An 18,431-nucleotide genomic window follows, 5' to 3' on the forward strand; every position below is an offset into this window, starting at 1 on the left:
ACACGATGGATGACAAAGAATTCAACACCTTGACTGATCAGGCTTTTCAGCAGATCGAGGCGGTGCTGGAAGGTGCCGACATCGATTTTGAAACGCTGGCTGGCGGTGTGCTTGAAATCGAGTTTGCCGATGGCAGCAAGATCATCGTCAATCGTCACGGCGTCGCTCGGGAGATCTGGGTGGCCGCGCGTAGCGGCGGATTCCATTTTCGCTGGGATGGCGTGAAGTGGCTAGATACTCGAGATGGGGCCGCGCTGATGGAAAAGCTGGCGGTGCTCGCCAGTCAACAGGCCGGCGAGTCGTTCAGCTTCTCCTGATCAGTGGTTTCCCATCAACTGGCGGACACCTTGCGGTAGCCCTGAGGCGCCGGCCTCGCTTCGAGGGGAGGCCGGCGGTGATTGCGGCAGGTCGCCAGGGAGCGCGGTGGTTTCTGCCGTTGCTTTCGGCAGGTTTTCCGTATAGATCAAGTCGGGGTTCTTCCCTTCGGTGGTAGGTACGGTAGTCAACCCCGGTGGCGGTGATGGTAGTTCCTCGGGGACATTTTTCAGCGCAGTGGCCATATAGCCGATCCAGATTGGTAGCGCTGCGACGCCTCCGGTTTCGCGGCTGCCCAGTTTTCGCGGCTGGTCATAGCCAACCCAGGCGCAAGCGGCAACGGTCTTCTGATAGCCGCAGAACCAGGCGTTGACATACTCGTTGGTCGTACCCGTCTTGCCGGCCAAGTCGCGTCGTTTTAGCTGGTTGGAGGCGCGGGCGGCGGTGCCGTAGATGGTCACGTCGCGCATCATCGAATCGCTGAGGAAGGCGTTGCGGGCATCGATTGCCCGGATCGATTCGTCGCCGGCTCTGGCCGCCTTGGCGACGGCTAAAACCCGATTCTTCTCATCGCGGATTTCGCTGACCACATAGGGGGTGATGCGGAAGCCGCCGTTGGCAAATACCGCGTAGGCGGTAGTCATCTGCCACGGGGTAACCGAGCCGGCACCCAGTGCCATCGTCAGATATGGAGGGTGCTTTGCCGTATCGAAACCGAAGCGGCCGATGTAGTCTTGGGCGTATTGCGTGCCGATCGCCTGCAACAAACGGATTGAGACCATGTTTTTCGACTTGGCAAGGGCGGTTCTCAATGGCATCGGCCCTTCGTACTTGCCGTCGTAGTTTTTCGGTTGCCAAGCCTGGGAGCCGGTTTCGCCGGCGGAGATGACGATTGGCTCGTCTTCGACAATGCTGCCTGGGTGGAACCCCTTTTCCAGCGCCGCCGAATAAATGAAGGGTTTGAAGCTCGAACCTGGTTGTCGCCAGGCCTGGGTGGTGTGATTGAACTTGTTGCGGTTGAAGTCGAAGCCACCAACCAGGGCTCGAATGGCGCCATCTGCCGGATCAACGGCGACAAAAGCCGATTCGACTTCTGGAAGTTGGGAAATTGACCACTTTCCGGCATCGTCCTTGATTACCCGGATGATTGCTCCACGGCGGATGCGCTTGTTGGGCGGGGCCTTGTCGTCGAGCATCCGCTGTGCAAAACGGATGGCGTCACCCGATAACGTTAGCAGTTCACCACCTTTGACATAGGCTTGAACGGTGTTTTGTCCCGCCTGCAAGATCAGAGCCGGGCGTAGATCCCCCGCGTCATGGATGTCCTGGAGCAGGATGTCGATTGTTTCATCCTGATCCGAGGTCAGGCTGCTCATGTCGATGTAGGATTCCGCGCCGCGATACCCGTTTCGTCGATCGTAGTCCATGACCCCTTTGCGTAAGGAGCGGTAGGCGGCTTCCTGGTCGGCTCGGATCAGGGTTGTGTAAACCTTCATGCCGCGGGTGTAAACGTCCTCCGGGAAACTGTCGGCGGCAATTTGTCGCGCCATTTCGGCAACGAACTCTGCATTCACTGCATATTCCGAGAGCTCGCGTTTGATGACCAGCGGTTCCTTGAGTGCCTGCTCGTGTTGTTCTGCCGAAATGAAGCCGAGGTCAAGCATGCGGCGCAATACATACTGCTGGCGAATTCTCGCGCGTCGGGGGTTGGCGACCGGATTGTAGGCGGAGGGCGCTTTCGGCAGGCCGGCCAGCATCGCAGCTTCGGCGATCGATACATTTTCTAAGGACTTGCCGAAGTAGATCTGAGCGGCAGCACCGAAGCCGTAAGCGCGTTGCCCCAGGAAAATATGGTTGATGTAAAGCTCAAGGATTTGGTCCTTGCTCAGGTTGCTTTCGATCTTTAGCGACAGCAGGGCTTCATAGAGCTTGCGCGTATAGGTTTTTTCAGAGGTCAGGAAGAAGTTCCTGGCAACCTGTTGCGTGATTGTCGATGCCCCTTGTTTTTTTCCGCCGCTCAGCACGTTCGAAGCAGCCGCGCGTATGATTCCGGTATAATCGATTCCCATATGCTGATAGAAGCGATCATCTTCGGCTGAGAGGATCGCTTGCTTCATGATGTCGGGGACTTTTGAAATCGATACGACGGCGCGTCGTTCTTCGCCGAATTCGCCAATCAGGTAGCCGTCAGCGGTATAGATCCGGAGGGGGATCTTGGGGCGGTAGTCGGTCAGTACTTCGAGTGAAGGTAGATTCGGGTAGGCGAGGGCAATCACGATGACGGCGATTGCCAGGCCAACAAGAGCGATGCCGAATAGGGCGATGAATGGGTAAGCGATTAGGCGAAGCGCGCGGGGCATGGGTTATTTGGTTGTGTGGCAAGTGTGCGGGCATTATACGCTGAGGTCATTTTCGGGGTATAAAAGTGCTTTACACTGCTATGGCTTGTTGTTAGCATCTGAAGTGAATTATTGGTTTTTCTTCTAAGATCGTAATCTGTAAGGACTTTCTGGGGGTGTGGTGGGCTTCGATATCTCAGCTTTGCTAAATCCCAAGGCGCGCCCTTTGCTAGGGCTCGATATCAGTTCGTCGGCTGTTAAGCTTGTCGAATTGACCGCTAACGGGAGAGATGGTTACCGCGTCGAGCGGTACGCCATAGAAGTATTGCCCAAGGACGCGGTTTCGGACGGCAATATTGCGAACCTTGATGCGGTGGTTGAAGCGGTTAAGCGCGCTTGGAAGCGCCTTGGAACTTCGACTCGGAATGTCGCGATGGCGCTTCCTGCCTCGGCGGTGATTACAAAAAAGATCATTGTGCCGGCCGGTTTGCGGGAAGAGGACCTGGAGGTTCAGGTCGAAACCGAGGCCAATCAATACATTCCCTTTTCGATCGACGATGTGAATCTTGACTATCAGCTTCTGGGGCCTGCGCCTTCGGTTCCTGATGAGGTGGAAGTGTTGATCGCGGCTTCCAAGAAGGAGCGGGTTGAAGATCGGGTGGCGGTTGCCGAGGCTGCTGGACTCAAGGCGGTAGTTGTGGATGTTGAGTCCTTTGCTACCTTGGCGGCATTCGAACTCGTTGAGCGTCAGTTGCCCGAGGGGGGTAAGAATCAGGTCGTTGCCTTGGTCGATATTGGCGCCAATGTGATGAATCTCACGGTCATGCGAAACGGGCAGCAGGTATACGCACGCGAACAGGCCTTTGGTGGAAGCCAGTTGACGCTTGATATCTCCCGTCATTACGGAATGGCAATCGAAGAAGCCGAGTTGGCCAAACGCTCGGGGAACTTGCCAGAAGGATACGAGGCAGAACTACTCAATCCTTTCATGGAGAATCTTGCACTCGAGGTTTCTCGGTCGCTCCAGTTCTTTTTCACCTCAACACAATTCAATCAGGTCGACCATATCGTTCTTGCCGGCGGGTGTGCAGTGATTCCCGGAATTGATGAGGTTGTGGCCACCAGAACACAGTTCAACACCTTGATTGCCAATCCGTTTGCAAACATGTTGTTGTCCGACCGAGTAAGGGCGAGAAATCTTCTTGCTGACTCTTCGTCCATGATGGTGGCGTGCGGCCTAGCTTTGCGGAGGTTTGATTCAGCATGATACGTATCAACCTTTTGCCACACCGGGAAGAAGCCAGAAAGGCTAGGCGTGAGCAGTTCTACGTTCTGGCTGGGCTGGTGTTATCCCTCGGTGTGGTTGTCGTGTTCGCAGTTTATTCCCTGATCGATGCGCAAATTCAGGCGCAGAACGAGAGAAATGAATTTCTCAAGCAGGAAATTGCTGTTCTGGACAAGCAATTGACGCAAATTAAGCGCCTCAAAGAGCAAACACAAGCTTTGCTGGCGCGTAAGCAAGTGATTGAAGATTTGCAGCGTGATCGCGGAGAGACGGTTCATTTGCTGAGCGAAATGGTTCGCCAAGTGCCGGAAGGCGTGTACCTCAAGTCACTTAAACAAGAAGGCTTGAAAGTTAATGTCACGGGTTATGCTCAATCCAATGCTAGGGTGTCGGCATTAATGCGTAATGTCGAAGGGTCTCCATGGCTTGAGAATCCGCGTCTAATCGAGACTAAAGCTGTCGTTCTCGATGGGCGGAGGGTCAATGAGTTTGGTATGGACTTTACGCTGACCCGCGTGCCTCTTGAGGGGGCGAAATAATGAGCCCGAAAATGCCTGCTTTGAGTCGGAAAGTGTCGAGTGTCAATTACCAGGCGATTCTCGACGATTTTCGCTACATGAACCCCAATGATCCCGGGGCGTGGCCTGCTATTCCAAAATTCACCGTACTGGCTGGTGTTTTTCTTGTCATATTGCTGGCGGGTTGGTGGTTTTTTTGGAGTGATCAGCTAGGGCGGCTCGAAGGTGCTGGTCAGGAGGAATTGAGTCTCAAGGACCAATTTATTGCCAAGAAGCGCCAAGCGGTCAATCTGGATCTCTATACGCAGCAATTGGCGGAGATTGATCGCTCTTTCGGTGCTTTGCTCAAGCAATTGCCGAATAAGTCCGAGATTGAGGCGCTATTGATTGAGGTCAATCAGGCTGGCCTCGGGCGGGGGCTGCAATTTGAACTGTTTCGGCCAGGGGCAGAACAGATCAAGGATTTTTACGCTGAGTTGCCGGTAACGGTAAAGATCAACGGCTCCTATCACGATATTGGTGCGTTTGCGGCTGACGTGGCCAAATTGCCTCGCATCGTGACCTTGAACGGTATTTCGGTTGCCCCTCTGAAGGGAAGTGAAACCCTCTCGCTGGATGCGACTGTGAAAACCTTCCGCTATCTCGATGATGAAGAACTGGCTGAGCAAAAACGGGCAGAAGAGAAGCTGAAACAATCTGACAAGGCAAAGGGAGGGGGCAAGTGAGACATATTGCGCTTGTGGCCTTGTGCATTGCTGTAGCTGGCTGTTCCGGCAGCGAGCAGGACGAGCTCAGGTCATGGATGGAAGAAAACTCCAGAGATTTGCGGGGGAAAGTTGAGCCCTTGCCGGAAGTTAAATCGTACGAGCCTGTGCCATATGAAGCGAGTGACATGATTGAGCCCTTCCGGGCGAAAAAAATCGATCCTGATACCAAGAATCGCTTCGGGACGGGGAAGGGGGGGCAGTTTCAGCCTGATTTCGAGGCTAGGGAATTGCGTAACAGCGTCTTGGAAAAATATCCCCTTGAGTCGTTGACCTTGATTGGGCGTTTGGTGGTGAATAAGCGTCCTATAGCAGTCATTAAGTATGAAGATAATGTCAAGCAGGTAAAAGTTGGCGATTATCTTGGGCTGGATTTCGGCATGGTGACCGAGATTGGCGAGAGTGAACTGAAATTGAAGGAATTGATTCAGGATTCTGCGGGGGAATGGAGCGAGCGCCAGAGTTCGTTGTTCCTGCAGACCACGGAGGGGAGCGGTAAATGAAATTGATCAACTACGCAACGGCCGTTGCGGCAATCTGTGTGCTGATGCTTTCCTCCGTGCGGGCGGAAACTGTTGCGGCGAACGCTATAGAAGCGGTAAATGTCGCCCAGCAAGGCAACGAAACAGCCGTGAAGATCGATCTGAAGGAGGCGCTGGCTTCGCCGCCGGCCGGGTTCGCGGTTGCTAACCCGGCTAAAATTGCATTTGATTTTCCGGGAACGGCGAACGCACTGGGCAAGACAACGGAAATTCTCAATCAAGGTGATTTGCGTAGCATAAACGTCGTTCAGGTTGCCGGCAGAACTCGCCTAGTCCTGAATTTGGTACGCAACATGAATTACCGTACGCGTCTTGACGGTAAGTCGCTGTATGTCACGCTGACGCCGGTCGAACGTCTGGGTGATGCCGTGGCAGAACGTTCGGTGCGCTTCGCCGAAGAGAGTCTGGTCGGTTCTCGTCACGCGGTGCGGGATGTGCTGTTCCGTCGCGGTAAAGATGGCGAAGGTCGCGTCGTGGTTGAGTTGAGCGACGCTGGTACGGGGATCGACATTCGCAAGCAGGGTACTGGTCTGATTGTCGATTTCATGAAAACGAGCGTTCCCGAACATCTGCGCCGCAAGCTCGACGTAACGGATTTTGCTACGCCGGTCTTGGGTGTTGAAACCCGCGTTATGGGCGAAAACGTGCGTATGACGATCACGCCGAAGGGGTTGTGGGAGCACAACGCATACCAGACCGACAATCAATTTGTCGTCGAGGTCAAGGAAATCGTAGAGGATCCGAACAAACTGGTTCAAGGGACCAAGATCGGTTACCAGGGGCCACGTGTCAGCATCAACTATCAGAACGGCGACGTGCGCGCATTGCTCCGCCTGATGGCTGAGGAGCTTGGATTGAACGCCGTGATCAGCGAGACGGTCACCGGGACGACGACTCTGGTGCTCAAGGATGTGCCGGCCGACCAAGTGATCGACATCATCTTCCAGCAGAAGGGACTCGACATGCGCAAGAAGGGCAACATCATCATGATTGCTCCGCGCGACGAGATTGCCACCCGTGAAAAGCTGGATTTTGAGTCACGGCAGCAGATCAGTGAGCTTGAGCCTTTGCAGATGGAGCAGTTCATGCTCAATTACCAACGAGCAGGTGACGTGGCTCGCTTGTTGTCCGGTGCTGAGCAGCATGGTGGGGCAGCGCCCGAAGGTGGTGGAGCGATCGCTACCCAAAAGATTCTGAGCAAACGTGGTAGTGCTGTTGCCGATCCGCAGTCGAACATCCTTTTTGTCACCGATATTCCTTCGAAGCTCGCGGAAATCCGTACTTTCATCAAAACCATTGATGTGGGTGCTCGACAGGTAATGATCGAAGCAAGAATTGTCGAGGCTCAAGATAATTTCAATCGGGAGCTTGGGGCCAAGATCAATTTCATCAACTCCAAGGCGGTTCAACTCGGAGGGTCTGGTGTCTACACGGCGGGTGGCTCAATGACGCCGGCGACCAGCACGACATCGGGGGGGGTTACGACGACTACGCCGCCGACATTGATCCAGAACCCGATGATGGGGATTAATCTGCCCTCCTATTCATCGACCGGGGGAACGTTTGCGCTCAGCCTTTTCAATGCTGCGGCAACGCGGATTCTCAACCTCGAAATCGCTGCATTGCAGAGCGATGGCCTCGGAAAGATTATTTCGAGTCCGCGAGTCGTGACGGCAAACAATGTCGAAGCGAAGATTGAGGATGGAACCGAAATTCCCTACGTTACTCCCGCGAGTGGAGACTCTCCCGCGACTATCACGTTTAAGCCGGCAAAGTTGATGCTTACCGTGACTCCGCAGATCACACCGGAAGGAACGGTGAAGATGAAGCTGGAAGTTAAGAAGGAAGAAGCGGACTGGACCAAGGCGGTTGCTATCACTGGCGCAAACGGTGTTTCGTACCTTAATCCTCCAATCAAGAGTTCCGTGGTGCAGACCAACGCTGTGGTGGAAAACGGCGGCACCGTAGTTGTTGGTGGGGTTTTCATCAACGATATTCAGAACGGCGTGGAAAAGGTTCCCTTCTTTGGCGATTTGCCTGCGCTTGGCTGGCTCTTCAAGTACAAGACGGAAAAGAGCACGCGTCGCGAGTTGCTGGTCTTCATCACGCCGCGCATAATTTCCGACAAGTTGCGTTTGAACTAAGTGCTGATGTCGCTTCAAGCGAAAGCAAGGCCGGCGTAAGCCGGCCTTCTTTTTGGTGCTCCGGGAAGAGTCGGCTAGAATTCCGGCCGTGAACAAGCAAACCAATATATATCTGATCGGGCTGATGGGGGCCGGGAAAACGACGATCGGCCGCCAGCTCGCCAGGCGCCTTGGACGGCCTTTTTTCGATTCCGATCATGAAATCGTTGAACGGACCGGTGTCCCGATACCGACGATCTTTGAAATCGAAGGTGAGGATGGTTTTCGTCGCCGGGAAGTTCAAACAATATTCGAACTGACAGCGCAGACCGGAATAGTCATGGCAACCGGTGGTGGGGTTGTGCTCAATCCCGAAAACCGGCGCCGTTTACATGAAACCGGCTGGGTGGTTTACCTGAATGTTCCCCCGCTGATGCTGTATCAGCGCACCCGCCATGATCGCAATCGGCCGCTGCTCATGGTGGAGGATCCTCTGGCGCGACTCGAGAGCCTGCATGAGGCTCGTGACCCCTTGTATAGGGAGTCAGCGCATTTGGTGGTGGAGGGGGGGCAACTGGTGGCGGCTGGTGTCGTCCAATACCTGATACGTGAATTTGACCACTTGTGTGTGGAGACGTGATGCTTACCATGGATGTTGCTTTGGGTGATCGTGCCTATCCGATCTATATTGGTGCTGGCCTGTTGTCCCGGGAAGATCTGTTGCTGCCCCACATACGCGGTAACCAAGTGGTGGTGGTGAGCAATGAAACGGTTGCGCCACTGTATCTGGATACCTTGACCGAGACCCTGGCCCGGGGTGGCGTTCGTGTTCTTCCTGTCATTCTGCCTGACGGCGAAGAATTCAAGACTTGGGAAACCTTGAACCACATTTTTGACGTCTTGCTGGCAAATAACAGTGAGCGCAAAACTACTCTAATTGCCCTTGGTGGCGGGGTGATCGGCGATATGGGAGGGTTTGCCGCAGCCTGCTATCAACGGGGAATGCCATTTGTCCAGGTGCCGACGACGCTGCTTGCGCAAGTAGATTCCTCGGTGGGAGGGAAAACGGCGATCAACCATCCTCTCGGAAAGAACATGATCGGTGCTTTTTATCAGCCGCAGATGGTTTTGGCGGACATAAGCACCTTGGATACCTTGTCGGACCGAGAGTTGCGGGCGGGTTTGGCGGAAGTAGTTAAATACGGCCTGATCCGCGACCCCGAGTTTCTGCAATGGATCGAGAATAATGTCGGAGCGTTGCTGGCGCGTGACCGAAATGCCTTGGTCTGCGCGATAGAACGCTCATGCCGGAACAAGGCGGAGGTGGTGGCCGCGGATGAAAGGGAAAGTGGTGAGCGTGCCCTGCTCAATCTTGGTCATACGTTTGGTCACGCGATCGAAACCGGTTTGGGCTATGGCGTCTGGTTGCATGGCGAAGCGGTTGCGGCAGGCACGATGATTGCTGTTCATCTATCGCATGCGCTCGGCTGGCTGTCGGAAAGTGATGTGGCAAGAGTGCGTCGATTGTTCGAGTGTTGTGGCTTGCCAGTCCAGGCGCCGGACCTGGGAACGGCGCGTTATCTGGAGTTGATGCGGCACGACAAGAAGGTTCTGGATGGAAGGTTGCGTTTGGTTTTGCTGGAACAATTGGGGCGCGGCGTGCTGACCGAAGAGGCAACTGAGCGAGAGATCACGCAGGCCATAGAGCGGGGATGCACCTGACTGGTGTTTGCATCGCCCTCGGATGTCAATGTTGGTGCAAAACAGTTTCTTGAATTGAAAAGGCTTTTTCCGCTAAAATCAACGGTTGCCTGTGGGGTTTTGCTTGCCGGTGCGGACGTTGTCCAGCCCGGCTTTCTCATGATTGGCCGTTAAGTCGGCCAAATTATTTGAAGGAATGCGTGTGATGGAATCGGCTGTACCTGAGCGGCAGGGTTTGTACGACCCCGCCAACGAGCACGACGCTTGCGGCGTGGGCTTTGTGGCCCACGTCAAAGGCCTGAAAAGTCACAGCATCGTCGAGCAGGGTTTGTTGATCCTGAAAAACCTCGATCATCGGGGCGCAGTAGGCGCAGACCCCTTGCAGGGCGATGGTGCCGGCATTCTGATTCAGATACCGGACCAGTTTTATCGCGAAGAAATGGCCCGGCAGGGTGTCGAACTACCACCGCTGGGCGAATACGGCGTCGGTATGGTTTTCCTGCCCCAGGAAGCCGCTTCTCGTCACGCGTGTGTCGAGGAAATCGAGCGCTCGATCAAGGCGGAAGGCCAGGTCCTGCTCGGCTGGCGCGACGTGCCGGTCAATGCCGAAATGCCGATGTCGCCTACCGTGCGCGCCAAGGAGCCGGTGATCCGCCAGGTCTTCGTCGGCCGTGGTCCGGACGTCTTCGTTACCGATGCGCTTGAGCGCAAGCTGTACATCATCCGCCGGCGTGCCGCCAATGCGATCAAGTCGCTCAAGCTCAAGCACGGCCAGGAATTCTATGTTCCGTCGTTCTCGGCGCGGACGATCAACTACAAGGGCCTGCTGCTGGCCGATCAGGTCGGCGTCTACTACGAGGACCTCCAGGACAAGCGCACGGTTTCCGCGCTGGCTCTGGTGCATCAGCGCTTCTCGACCAATACCTTCCCGACCTGGGATCTCGCCCACCCGTTCCGCTACATCGCCCATAACGGTGAAATCAACACCGTGCGTGGCAACGTCAACTGGTTCAAGGCCCGCGAGCAGGCGATTTCCTCGCCGATCCTCGGTGACGATCTGGCCAAGGTCTGGCCGTTGCACTATCCCGGTCAGTCCGATTCCGCGTCCTTCGACAACGCGCTCGAACTGCTCGTCATGGGCGGTGGCTACTCGCTCGCCCAGGCGGTGATGCTGATGATCCCGGAAGCCTGGGAAAAGCATGCGCTGATGGATGAGAATCGCCGCGCTTTCTACGAATACCACGCCGCCATGATGGAGCCGTGGGACGGTCCCGCTGCCGTGGCGTTTACCGATGGCCGCCAGATCGGCGCCACCCTCGATCGCAACGGCCTGCGGCCGGCGCGTTACCTGGTGACTGACGACGACCTGGTGGTCATGGCCTCGGAATCCGGCGTGCTGCCGATCCCGGAAAAGAAGATCGTCAAGAAGTGGCGCCTGCAGCCGGGCAAAATGTTCCTGATCGACATGGAGCAGGGTCGCATCATCGACGACAAGGAACTCAAGGACTCGCTGGCCAAGGCCAAGCCGTACCGCGAGTGGATCGAAAAGATCCGCATCAAGCTCGACGAAGTGCCTTCCGCCGACGAACAGTGCGTCGGCGCCCGCGCCTCGCTGCTCGATCGCCAGCAGGCCTTCGGCTTCACCCAGGAAGACATCAAGGTCATCCTGGAGCCGATGGTCCAGAATGGCGAGGAAGCCACCGGCTCGATGGGGACCGATTCGGCGCTGCCGGTGCTGTCGAGCAAGAACAAGACGCTCTACGCCTACTTCAAGCAGCTGTTCGCGCAGGTCACCAACCCGCCGATCGACCCGATCCGCGAGGAGCTGGTCATGTCGCTGGTGTCCTTCATCGGACCGAAGCCGAACCTGCTCAACACTAACGACATCAACCCGCCGATCCGTCTCGAAGTGTCGCAGCCGGTGCTGACCTGCGCCGAAATCGAAAAGCTGCGCAACATCGAGAAATACACCTCGGGCAAGTTCCGCTCCTTCGAACTCGACATCTGCTACCCGGTGGCTTGGGACAAGGCCGGCATCGAAGCCCGTCTCGCCTCGCTGGCGGCCGATGCCGAAGATGCCGTGCGTTCCGGTGCCAACATCCTGATCGTTTCCGACCGCATGGTCAACGCCGAACATGTCGCCATCCCGGCGCTGCTCGCCACGTCGACGATCCACCAGCACCTGGTCAAGAAGGGGCTGCGCACCAGCGCCGGTCTCGTCGTCGAAACCGGCTCCGCCCGCGAAGTGCATCACTTCGCGCTGCTCGGCGGCTACGGCGCCGAAGCCGTCCATCCCTACCTGGCGCTGGAAACCATCGAAGCGCTGGCCAAGGGTGACGCCGAGAAGGCCGACAAGTACGTCAAGAACTTCATCAAGGCGATCGGCAAGGGGCTGTGCAAGGTGATGTCCAAGATGGGCATCTCGACCTACATGTCCTACACCGGCGCCCAGATCTTCGAAGCGATCGGTCTGCAGAAGGAATTCATCGAGAAGTACTTCACCGGTACGCCATCGAATATCGAAGGCATCGGCGTCTTCGAAGTCGCCGAGGAAGCCATCCGCCTGCATCGCGACGCCTTCTCCAGCGACCCGGTCCTGGCCAGCATGCTCGATGCCGGCGGCGAGTACGCCTTCCGCATCCGTGGCGAAGAGCACATGTGGACGCCGGATTCGATCGCCAAGCTGCAGCACTCGACGCGCTCCGGCAAGTACGAAACCTACAAGGAATACGCCAAGCTGATCAACGATCAGACCAAGCGTCACCTGACCCTGCGTGGCCTGTTCGAATTCAAGCCGCAGGGCGCCCCGGTGCCGCTGGAAGAAGTTGAACCGGCGAAGGAAATCGTCAAGCGCTTCGCCACCGGCGCCATGTCGCTCGGTTCAATCTCGACCGAAGCGCACACCACGCTGGCGCTCGCCATGAACCGTATCGGCGGCAAGTCGAACACCGGTGAAGGTGGCGAGGACGCCAAGCGCTTCCTGCCGCTCAAGGCCGGCCAGAAGCTGTCCGAGATCGTCGGCGCATCGCGCATCGAACGCGATTACGAGTTCAAGGAAGGCGATTCTCTGCGCTCGGCGATCAAGCAGGTCGCTTCCGGACGCTTCGGTGTCACCGCCGAGTACCTGGTCAATGCCGACCAGATCCAGATCAAGATGGCCCAGGGCGCCAAGCCCGGCGAAGGCGGCCAGTTGCCCGGCCACAAGGTTTCCGAATACATCGGCTTCCTGCGTCACTCGGTGCCGGGCGTCGGTCTGATCTCGCCGCCGCCGCACCACGACATCTACTCGATCGAAGACCTCGCGCAACTGATCCATGACCTGAAGAACGCCAACAGCCAGGCTTCGATCTCGGTCAAGCTGGTTTCCGAAGTCGGCGTCGGCACCGTCGCCGCCGGCGTTGCCAAGGCCAAGGCCGATCACGTCGTGATCGCCGGTTTTGACGGCGGCACTGGTGCCTCGCCGCAGTCGTCGATCAAGCACGCCGGCACGCCGTGGGAACTCGGTCTGTCCGAAACCCAGCAGACGCTGGTGTTGAACCGCTTGCGTTCGCGTATCCGCGTCCAGGTCGACGGCCAGATGAAGACCGGCCGCGACGTCGTCATCGGTGCCCTGCTCGGTGCCGACGAATTCGGCTTCGCCACCGCACCGCTGGTCGTCGAAGGCTGCATCATGATGCGCAAGTGCCATCTGAACACCTGCCCGGTCGGCGTCGCCACCCAGGATCCGGAGCTGCGCAAGCGCTTCACCGGTCAGCCCGAGCATGTCGTCAATTTCTTCTTCTTCGTTGCCGAGGAAGTACGCGAAATCATGGCCCAACTGGGCATTCGCAAGTTCGATGACCTGGTCGGCCGTGCCGATCTACTCGATATGCGCGCCGGCATCGAACACTGGAAGGCCAAGGGTCTCGACTTCTCGAAGGTCTTCTATCAGCCGCCGGTCCCCGCCGAGGTGTCGCGTCGCCACACCGAAGTTCAGGATCACGGTCTCGAGAAGGCGCTCGATCACAAGCTGATCGAACAGGCCCGTCCGGCGCTGGAAAAGGGCCAGAAGGTCCAGATCGAAACGTCGATCATCAACGTCAACCGCACCTGCGGCACCATGCTGTCGGGCGAAGTCGCCCGCCGCTACGGCAACGCCGGCCTGCCGGACGACACCATCCACGTCAAGCTGACCGGTACTGCCGGCCAGGCCTTCGGCGCCTTCCTGGCGCGCGGCGTGACGCTCGAACTGAGCGGCGAAGGCAACGACTACGTCGGCAAGGGCCTGTCGGGCGGTCGCATCATCATCAAGCCGAGCCCGGATTTCCGCGGTGATACGCAGCAGAACATCATCGTCGGCAACACCGTGATGTACGGTGCGACCGAAGGCGAATCCTTCCTGGCTGGCGTCGGCGGCGAGCGTTTCTGCGTCCGCAACTCTGGCGCAACGGCGGTGGTCGAAGGCGTCGGTGATCACGGTTGCGAATACATGACCGGCGGTACCGTCGTCGTCCTAGGCATGACCGGGCGCAACTTCGCCGCCGGCATGTCCGGTGGCATCGCCTACGTTCTCGACGAGGAAGGTACGTTCAAGCAGCGCTGCAACCTGGCCCAGGTGGCCCTCGAGAAGGTCCTGCCGGCTGCGCGCCACGCCGCCGGCGAGCCCCTGCATCGCGGCCTGGCCGACGAAGCCCAGTTGCTGGAGCTGCTGACCCGCCACGTCGAATACACCGGTAGCGTGACCGCCAAAAATATCCTGGCAAACTGGGACGCCTACCGCGAGAAATTCGTCAAAGTCTATCCGCACGAATACAAGCGGGCGCTCACCGAGATGGCCGCTGCTGCACGCAAGGAGGCCGCATAATGGGCAAGCCGACGGGATTCATGGAGTTCGAACGCCTGGAAGAGGCTTACGAACCGGTCGAACAGCGTCTGACGCACTACAAGGAATTCGTCCAGACCCTGTCGGACGACGCTGCCAAGACGCAGGGCGCGCGCTGCATGGATTGCGGCATTCCGTTCTGCAACAATGGCTGCCCGGTCAACAACATCATTCCGGACTGGAATGACCTGGTGTACAAGGGCAACTGGAAGCAGGCGCTGGAAGTGCTGCATTCCACCAACAACTTCCCCGATTTCACCGGCCGCATCTGCCCGGCACCCTGCGAAGCTGCCTGTACGCTGGGCATCAACGCGGCGCCGGTGGGCATCAAGTCGATCGAGCACTTCATCATCGACAAGGGCTGGGAAATGGGCTGGGTCGTGCCGCAGCCGCCGAAGGCGAAGACCGGCAAGAAGGTCGCCATCGTCGGCTCCGGGCCGGCTGGCATGGCCGCTGCCCAGCAACTGGCGCGCGTCGGCCACGACGTCACCGTGTTCGAGAAGTCGAGCCGGATCGGCGGTCTGCTCGGTTTCGGCATTCCCGACTTCAAGCTCAACAAGTCGGTGATCGACCGCCGCGTGGCGCAGATGGAAGCCGAAGGCGTCGTTTTCCGGACCAAGGTCATCGTCGGTGACAAGGCCATCCCGGCCGGCATCAACAACGATGCTACCGAGACGGTTTCCGCCGAGCAGTTGAAGAAGGATTTCGACGCTGTGGTCCTCGCCGCCGGTTCCGAAGTGCCGCGCGACCTGCCGGTGCCGGGGCGTGAGTTCAAGGGCGTCTACGCGGCGCTCGAGTTCCTGATCCCGCAGAACAAGGAAGTCCAGCAAGGGGTCAAGAATCCGATCAGCGTCAAGGGCAAGCACGTCATCGTCATCGGCGGCGGCGACACCGGTTCCGACTGCGTCGGTACCAGCTACCGCCACGGTGCGGCGTCGGTCACCCAATTCGAGCTGATGCCGGCCCCGCCGGCGCAGGAAGACAAGCCGCTGACCTGGCCGTACTGGCCGTTGAAGATGCGGACCTCGTCGTCGCACAAGGAAGGCGATACCAATCGCGAGTTTGCAGTCGCCACCAAGGCATTCATCGAAGACGGTCAAGGCAACGTCAAGGCACTCAAGGCCGTGCGTGTCGAATGGGTCGGCGGCAAGATGAGTGAAATCGCTGGTTCCGAGTTCGAACTGCCGTGCGACGCCGCTTTCCTGGCCATGGGCTTCGTCAATCCGGTGGGCGGCCTGCTCGATGCCTTCGGCGTCGCCAAGGATGCCCGCGGCAACGCCCGCGCCAGCACCGACGGTGATGGCTGCTACCGCACCAGCGTCGACGGCGTTTTCGCCGCCGGTGATGTACGGCGCGGTCAGTCGCTGGTGGTCTGGGCGATCCGCGAAGGTCGCCAGGCGGCTCGCGAAGTCGATGCTTTCCTGATGGGATCGACCAGCCTGCCTCGCTGAAGTCGGGTGAAGAGAACGCAAAACCCCGCCGGTTTCGACCCGCGGGGTTTTTGTTTGTGCAAAAATATGGGGATACAAAAAGGGAGAAATAATGGCGTCGGAATTGCAACAGGCATTTCAGATCGATTTGCCCGGTCCGCTGCTCAGCGGACACATGTTTCTGATCCTGGCGATCATGGTGCTGGCCGGTATTCTTGGCGGAACCGCCAATTTTTTCCTCGCTGAAAAGGCGAGCGAGCAGAACCGGCGCAACTGGACTCGCTATGCGGTATTCGGCGTGATCGCCGCACTTACCGTTCCGCTATTCCTGAACATGATTTCCAGCACGCTGCTCGAAGGGGCGCGCAACAAGCCGGTCGATTTCTACGTCTTCGCCGGCTTCTGCCTGATCTACGTCGTCGCTTCCCGCCGTCTTTTCGAAAACCTCGCCCAGCGTCTGCTCGGTCAGATCGAACAGGTTCGCGACGAAGTCGGCCATCTCAAGCAGGCGCGCGACGCTCTGCCGGCGGTGAAGGAAGGGAGCGAGGCCAATCCCAGCGAAGTGCTTTCCTACAACGACGTCGAGATATTGCGGGCGCTCGCCCAGGAGAAATTCGTTTACGGCAATCTGGCGGCCGTTTGCGAACGCACGGGGCTACCCCGGGAATACGTCAGCCAGCGCCTGACCGTGATGAAGACGCTGGGCGTCATCGAAACCCGGATCAACGACAAGAACGTCCTGCACTGGTTCGTCTCCTCGCGTGGCAAAGCGGTGCTGGAGGAAATCGTCGGCAACCACCAGGACAAGAAACTCGCCTGAGACAAGGCCGGGTGTCCCGGCCATCACCTGAAAAAACCATCATGAACATCGTCATCCTCGCTGCCGGTCAAGGCAAGCGCATGCATTCCAATTTGCCCAAGGTTCTCCACCCGATCGCCGGCAAGCCACTGGCCCGTCATGTCATCGACACCGCTCGCGAGCTGGCGCCCGAAAAGCTGATCGTGGTCTATGGCCACGGCGGCGAAGTCGTCCGTTCGACGCTCTCCGCTCCCGACATCCTGTGGGCCGAACAGGCGCAACAACTGGGCACTGGCCACGCGCTGGCGCAGGCCGTGCCGCAACTGGGCGACGGCGCGCAGACGCTGGTCCTCTATGGCGACGTGCCGCTGACCTCGCTGGCGACCCTGAAGCGCCTGTTGCAGGCCGGTCGCGACGGGTTGGCCATCCTCACCGTCGATCTTGCCGATCCCAACGGCTACGGCCGCATCGTCCGCGACGAGCGCGGCCAGGTCTGCCGCATCGTCGAACAGAAGGATGCGAGCGAGGCCGAGAAGGCGATCCGCGAAATCAACACCGGCATCATGGCGATGCCGACCGCGCGGCTGGCCGACTGGCTGTCCAGCCTGAAGAACGACAATGCGCAGGGCGAGTACTATCTGACCGACGTCGTCGCGCTGGCGGTGGCGGAAGGCCTGCCGGTGCGCACCGCGCAGCCGGACGGCGAATGGGAAGTGCTCGGGGTCAACAGCAAGGTGCAACTGGCCGAGCTGGAACGCCAGCATCAGCGCAACATCGCCGACCAGTTGCTGGTCGCCGGCGTTCGCCTGGCCGACCCGGCGCGTATCGACGTCCGCGGCCAGCTCGCCCACGGGCGCGACGTGGCGATTGATGTCGGCTGCGTTTTCGAAGGTCAGGTCGAATTGGGCGATGCGGTCGAGGTCGGTCCCTACTGCGTGCTGAAGAACGTCAAGGTCGGCGCCGGGACGCGGATTGCCGCCTTCTGCCATTTCGAGGATGCAGTGATCGGTCCCGACGGCGTGCTCGGTCCCTATGCCCGTCTGCGGCCGGGTGCCGAGCTCGGACCCGAGGTCCATGTCGGCAACTTCGTCGAGATCAAGAAGAGCACGGTCGGTGCGCAATCCAAGGTCAATCACCTGGCCTACATCGGTGACGCCGAGATCGGCCAGCGGGTCAACGTCGGCGCCGGCACCATCACCTGCAACTACGACGGTGCCAACAAGTTCAAGACGGTGATCGAGGACGACGTCTTCATCGGTTCCGACACCCAGTTGGTGGCGCCGGTGACTGTCCGCCGCGGGGCGACCCTCGGCGCCGGCACGACGCTGACCAAGGACGCGCCGGCCGACGCGCTGACCATTTCGCGTCCCAAGCAGATCACGCTGGCCGGCTGGAAGCGTCCGGTCAAGGAGAAGAAGTGATGGATGGCTGGTTCGTCGCTTTCGCGATTGTCAGTTCGCTGCTCATGGCCGGCGGAGGCACGCTGCTGCTGGTCGGCTACATCAATACGCTGCCGGCAGCGCTCAGCTTCGGCTGGCGCATCGCGCTGCCGGTCGTCGTGCTGCCGGTGGTCGGACCGCTGTGGTTCGCGTGGACCCAGGGCGACGAGTTCCGCCGGGCGCGCTACCAGTTGATCGCAGCGCTCGCCCTGTTGGCCGCGGCCGGCATCCTGATTCTCGCTTTTGGTCCTTATTTTGCAGGGCGTTTGATCGCCGAAATGGTCGAGGCGGCAAAAATGCGTTAGCGTTGTACCG

Annotated in this window: 14 protein-coding genes; 13 read left to right on the forward strand and 1 reads right to left on the reverse strand. The window is 58.6% G+C overall.

The annotated features are described in order from the left end of the window. Nucleotides 1–5 precede the first annotated feature (5 nt). Entirely contained in the window at nucleotides 6–317 is a 312-nt protein-coding gene (gene cyaY / locus AC0KWY_RS15455) for an iron donor protein CyaY (protein WP_474026378.1), read from the forward strand. Here cyaY and AC0KWY_RS15460 read toward each other — a convergent pair whose 3' ends face one another. Further along, nucleotides 318–2,675, reverse strand: coding sequence for a penicillin-binding protein 1A (locus AC0KWY_RS15460; protein ID WP_474026379.1), 2,358 nt, complete (start codon nucleotides 2,673–2,675; stop codon nucleotides 318–320). Between the two features lie 160 nt (nucleotides 2,676–2,835). Here AC0KWY_RS15460 and AC0KWY_RS15465 point away from each other — a divergent pair, with 160 nt between their 5' ends. The 12 genes from AC0KWY_RS15465 to AC0KWY_RS15520 all read left to right on the forward strand — a co-directional run bounded on the left by AC0KWY_RS15465 (nucleotide 2,836) and on the right by AC0KWY_RS15520 (nucleotide 18,421). Further along, nucleotides 2,836–3,921 carry a pilus assembly protein PilM gene (locus AC0KWY_RS15465; protein ID WP_474026380.1) on the forward strand — a complete coding sequence of 362 codons (1,086 nt, stop codon included), beginning with the start codon at nucleotides 2,836–2,838 and terminating at the stop codon, nucleotides 3,919–3,921. Next, nucleotides 3,918–4,478 carry a PilN domain-containing protein gene (locus AC0KWY_RS15470; RefSeq protein ID WP_474026381.1) on the forward strand — a complete coding sequence of 187 codons (561 nt, stop codon included), beginning with the start codon at nucleotides 3,918–3,920 and terminating at the stop codon, nucleotides 4,476–4,478. The genes AC0KWY_RS15465 and AC0KWY_RS15470 overlap by 4 nt, the downstream gene beginning before the upstream one ends. Next, nucleotides 4,478–5,182 carry a type IV pilus inner membrane component PilO gene (locus AC0KWY_RS15475; RefSeq protein WP_474026382.1) on the forward strand — a complete coding sequence of 235 codons (705 nt, stop codon included), beginning with the start codon at nucleotides 4,478–4,480 and terminating at the stop codon, nucleotides 5,180–5,182. Before AC0KWY_RS15470 ends, AC0KWY_RS15475 begins: the two co-directional genes overlap by 1 nt. Further along, nucleotides 5,179–5,724: a pilus assembly protein PilP gene (locus AC0KWY_RS15480; protein ID WP_474026383.1), complete on the forward strand. Its 546-nt coding sequence runs from the start codon at nucleotides 5,179–5,181 to the stop codon at nucleotides 5,722–5,724. The genes AC0KWY_RS15475 and AC0KWY_RS15480 overlap by 4 nt, the downstream gene beginning before the upstream one ends. Further along, nucleotides 5,721–7,907 carry a type IV pilus secretin PilQ gene (locus tag AC0KWY_RS15485; RefSeq protein ID WP_474026384.1) on the forward strand — a complete coding sequence of 729 codons (2,187 nt, stop codon included), beginning with the start codon at nucleotides 5,721–5,723 and terminating at the stop codon, nucleotides 7,905–7,907. Before AC0KWY_RS15480 ends, AC0KWY_RS15485 begins: the two co-directional genes overlap by 4 nt. A gap of 124 nt (nucleotides 7,908–8,031) precedes the next feature. Further along, a complete protein-coding gene (locus tag AC0KWY_RS15490) occupies nucleotides 8,032–8,526 on the forward strand; it encodes a shikimate kinase (RefSeq protein WP_474029740.1) in 495 nt (164 codons plus the stop codon). Next, nucleotides 8,526–9,608: a 3-dehydroquinate synthase gene (gene aroB / locus AC0KWY_RS15495; protein ID WP_474026385.1), complete on the forward strand. Its 1,083-nt coding sequence runs from the start codon at nucleotides 8,526–8,528 to the stop codon at nucleotides 9,606–9,608. Before AC0KWY_RS15490 ends, aroB begins: the two co-directional genes overlap by 1 nt. 184 nt (nucleotides 9,609–9,792) lie before the next feature. Further along, on the forward strand, nucleotides 9,793–14,430 hold the full coding sequence (gltB, locus tag AC0KWY_RS15500) for a glutamate synthase large subunit (RefSeq protein ID WP_474026386.1): 4,638 nt from the start codon (nucleotides 9,793–9,795) through the stop codon (nucleotides 14,428–14,430). Next, a complete protein-coding gene (locus AC0KWY_RS15505; RefSeq protein ID WP_474026387.1) occupies nucleotides 14,430–15,899 on the forward strand; it encodes a glutamate synthase subunit beta in 1,470 nt (489 codons plus the stop codon). Before gltB ends, AC0KWY_RS15505 begins: the two co-directional genes overlap by 1 nt. 154 nt (nucleotides 15,900–16,053) lie before the next feature. Then, entirely contained in the window at nucleotides 16,054–16,698 is a 645-nt protein-coding gene (locus AC0KWY_RS15510; protein WP_474026388.1) for a YEATS-associated helix-containing protein, read from the forward strand. Between the two features lie 41 nt (nucleotides 16,699–16,739). Next, nucleotides 16,740–18,098, forward strand: a complete 1,359-nt coding sequence (gene glmU, locus AC0KWY_RS15515; protein WP_474026389.1) for a bifunctional UDP-N-acetylglucosamine diphosphorylase/glucosamine-1-phosphate N-acetyltransferase GlmU — start codon at nucleotides 16,740–16,742, stop codon at nucleotides 18,096–18,098. Beyond that, nucleotides 18,098–18,421 carry a hypothetical protein gene (locus tag AC0KWY_RS15520; RefSeq protein ID WP_474026390.1) on the forward strand — a complete coding sequence of 108 codons (324 nt, stop codon included), beginning with the start codon at nucleotides 18,098–18,100 and terminating at the stop codon, nucleotides 18,419–18,421. Before glmU ends, AC0KWY_RS15520 begins: the two co-directional genes overlap by 1 nt. The last annotated feature ends 10 nt before the right edge of the window (nucleotides 18,422–18,431 follow it).

It is taken from the genome of Azonexus sp. MM2026_4, from assembly GCF_055901855.1.

Coding starts and splice junctions, on each gene's coding strand:
- cyaY (WP_474026378.1), top strand. CDS start 6: ATGGATGACAAAGAATTCAACACCTTGACTGATCAGGCTTTTCAGCAG.
- AC0KWY_RS15460 (WP_474026379.1), bottom strand. CDS start 2,675: ATGCCCCGCGCGCTTCGCCTAATCGCTTACCCATTCATCGCCCTATTC.
- AC0KWY_RS15470 (WP_474026381.1), top strand. CDS start 3,918: ATGATACGTATCAACCTTTTGCCACACCGGGAAGAAGCCAGAAAGGCT.
- AC0KWY_RS15475 (WP_474026382.1), top strand. CDS start 4,478: ATGAGCCCGAAAATGCCTGCTTTGAGTCGGAAAGTGTCGAGTGTCAAT.
- AC0KWY_RS15485 (WP_474026384.1), top strand. CDS start 5,721: ATGAAATTGATCAACTACGCAACGGCCGTTGCGGCAATCTGTGTGCTG.
- AC0KWY_RS15490 (WP_474029740.1), top strand. CDS start 8,032: ATGGGGGCCGGGAAAACGACGATCGGCCGCCAGCTCGCCAGGCGCCTT.
- aroB (WP_474026385.1), top strand. CDS start 8,526: ATGCTTACCATGGATGTTGCTTTGGGTGATCGTGCCTATCCGATCTAT.
- gltB (WP_474026386.1), top strand. CDS start 9,793: ATGGAATCGGCTGTACCTGAGCGGCAGGGTTTGTACGACCCCGCCAAC.
- AC0KWY_RS15505 (WP_474026387.1), top strand. CDS start 14,430: ATGGGCAAGCCGACGGGATTCATGGAGTTCGAACGCCTGGAAGAGGCT.
- AC0KWY_RS15510 (WP_474026388.1), top strand. CDS start 16,054: ATGTTTCTGATCCTGGCGATCATGGTGCTGGCCGGTATTCTTGGCGGA.
- glmU (WP_474026389.1), top strand. CDS start 16,740: ATGAACATCGTCATCCTCGCTGCCGGTCAAGGCAAGCGCATGCATTCC.
- AC0KWY_RS15520 (WP_474026390.1), top strand. CDS start 18,098: ATGGATGGCTGGTTCGTCGCTTTCGCGATTGTCAGTTCGCTGCTCATG.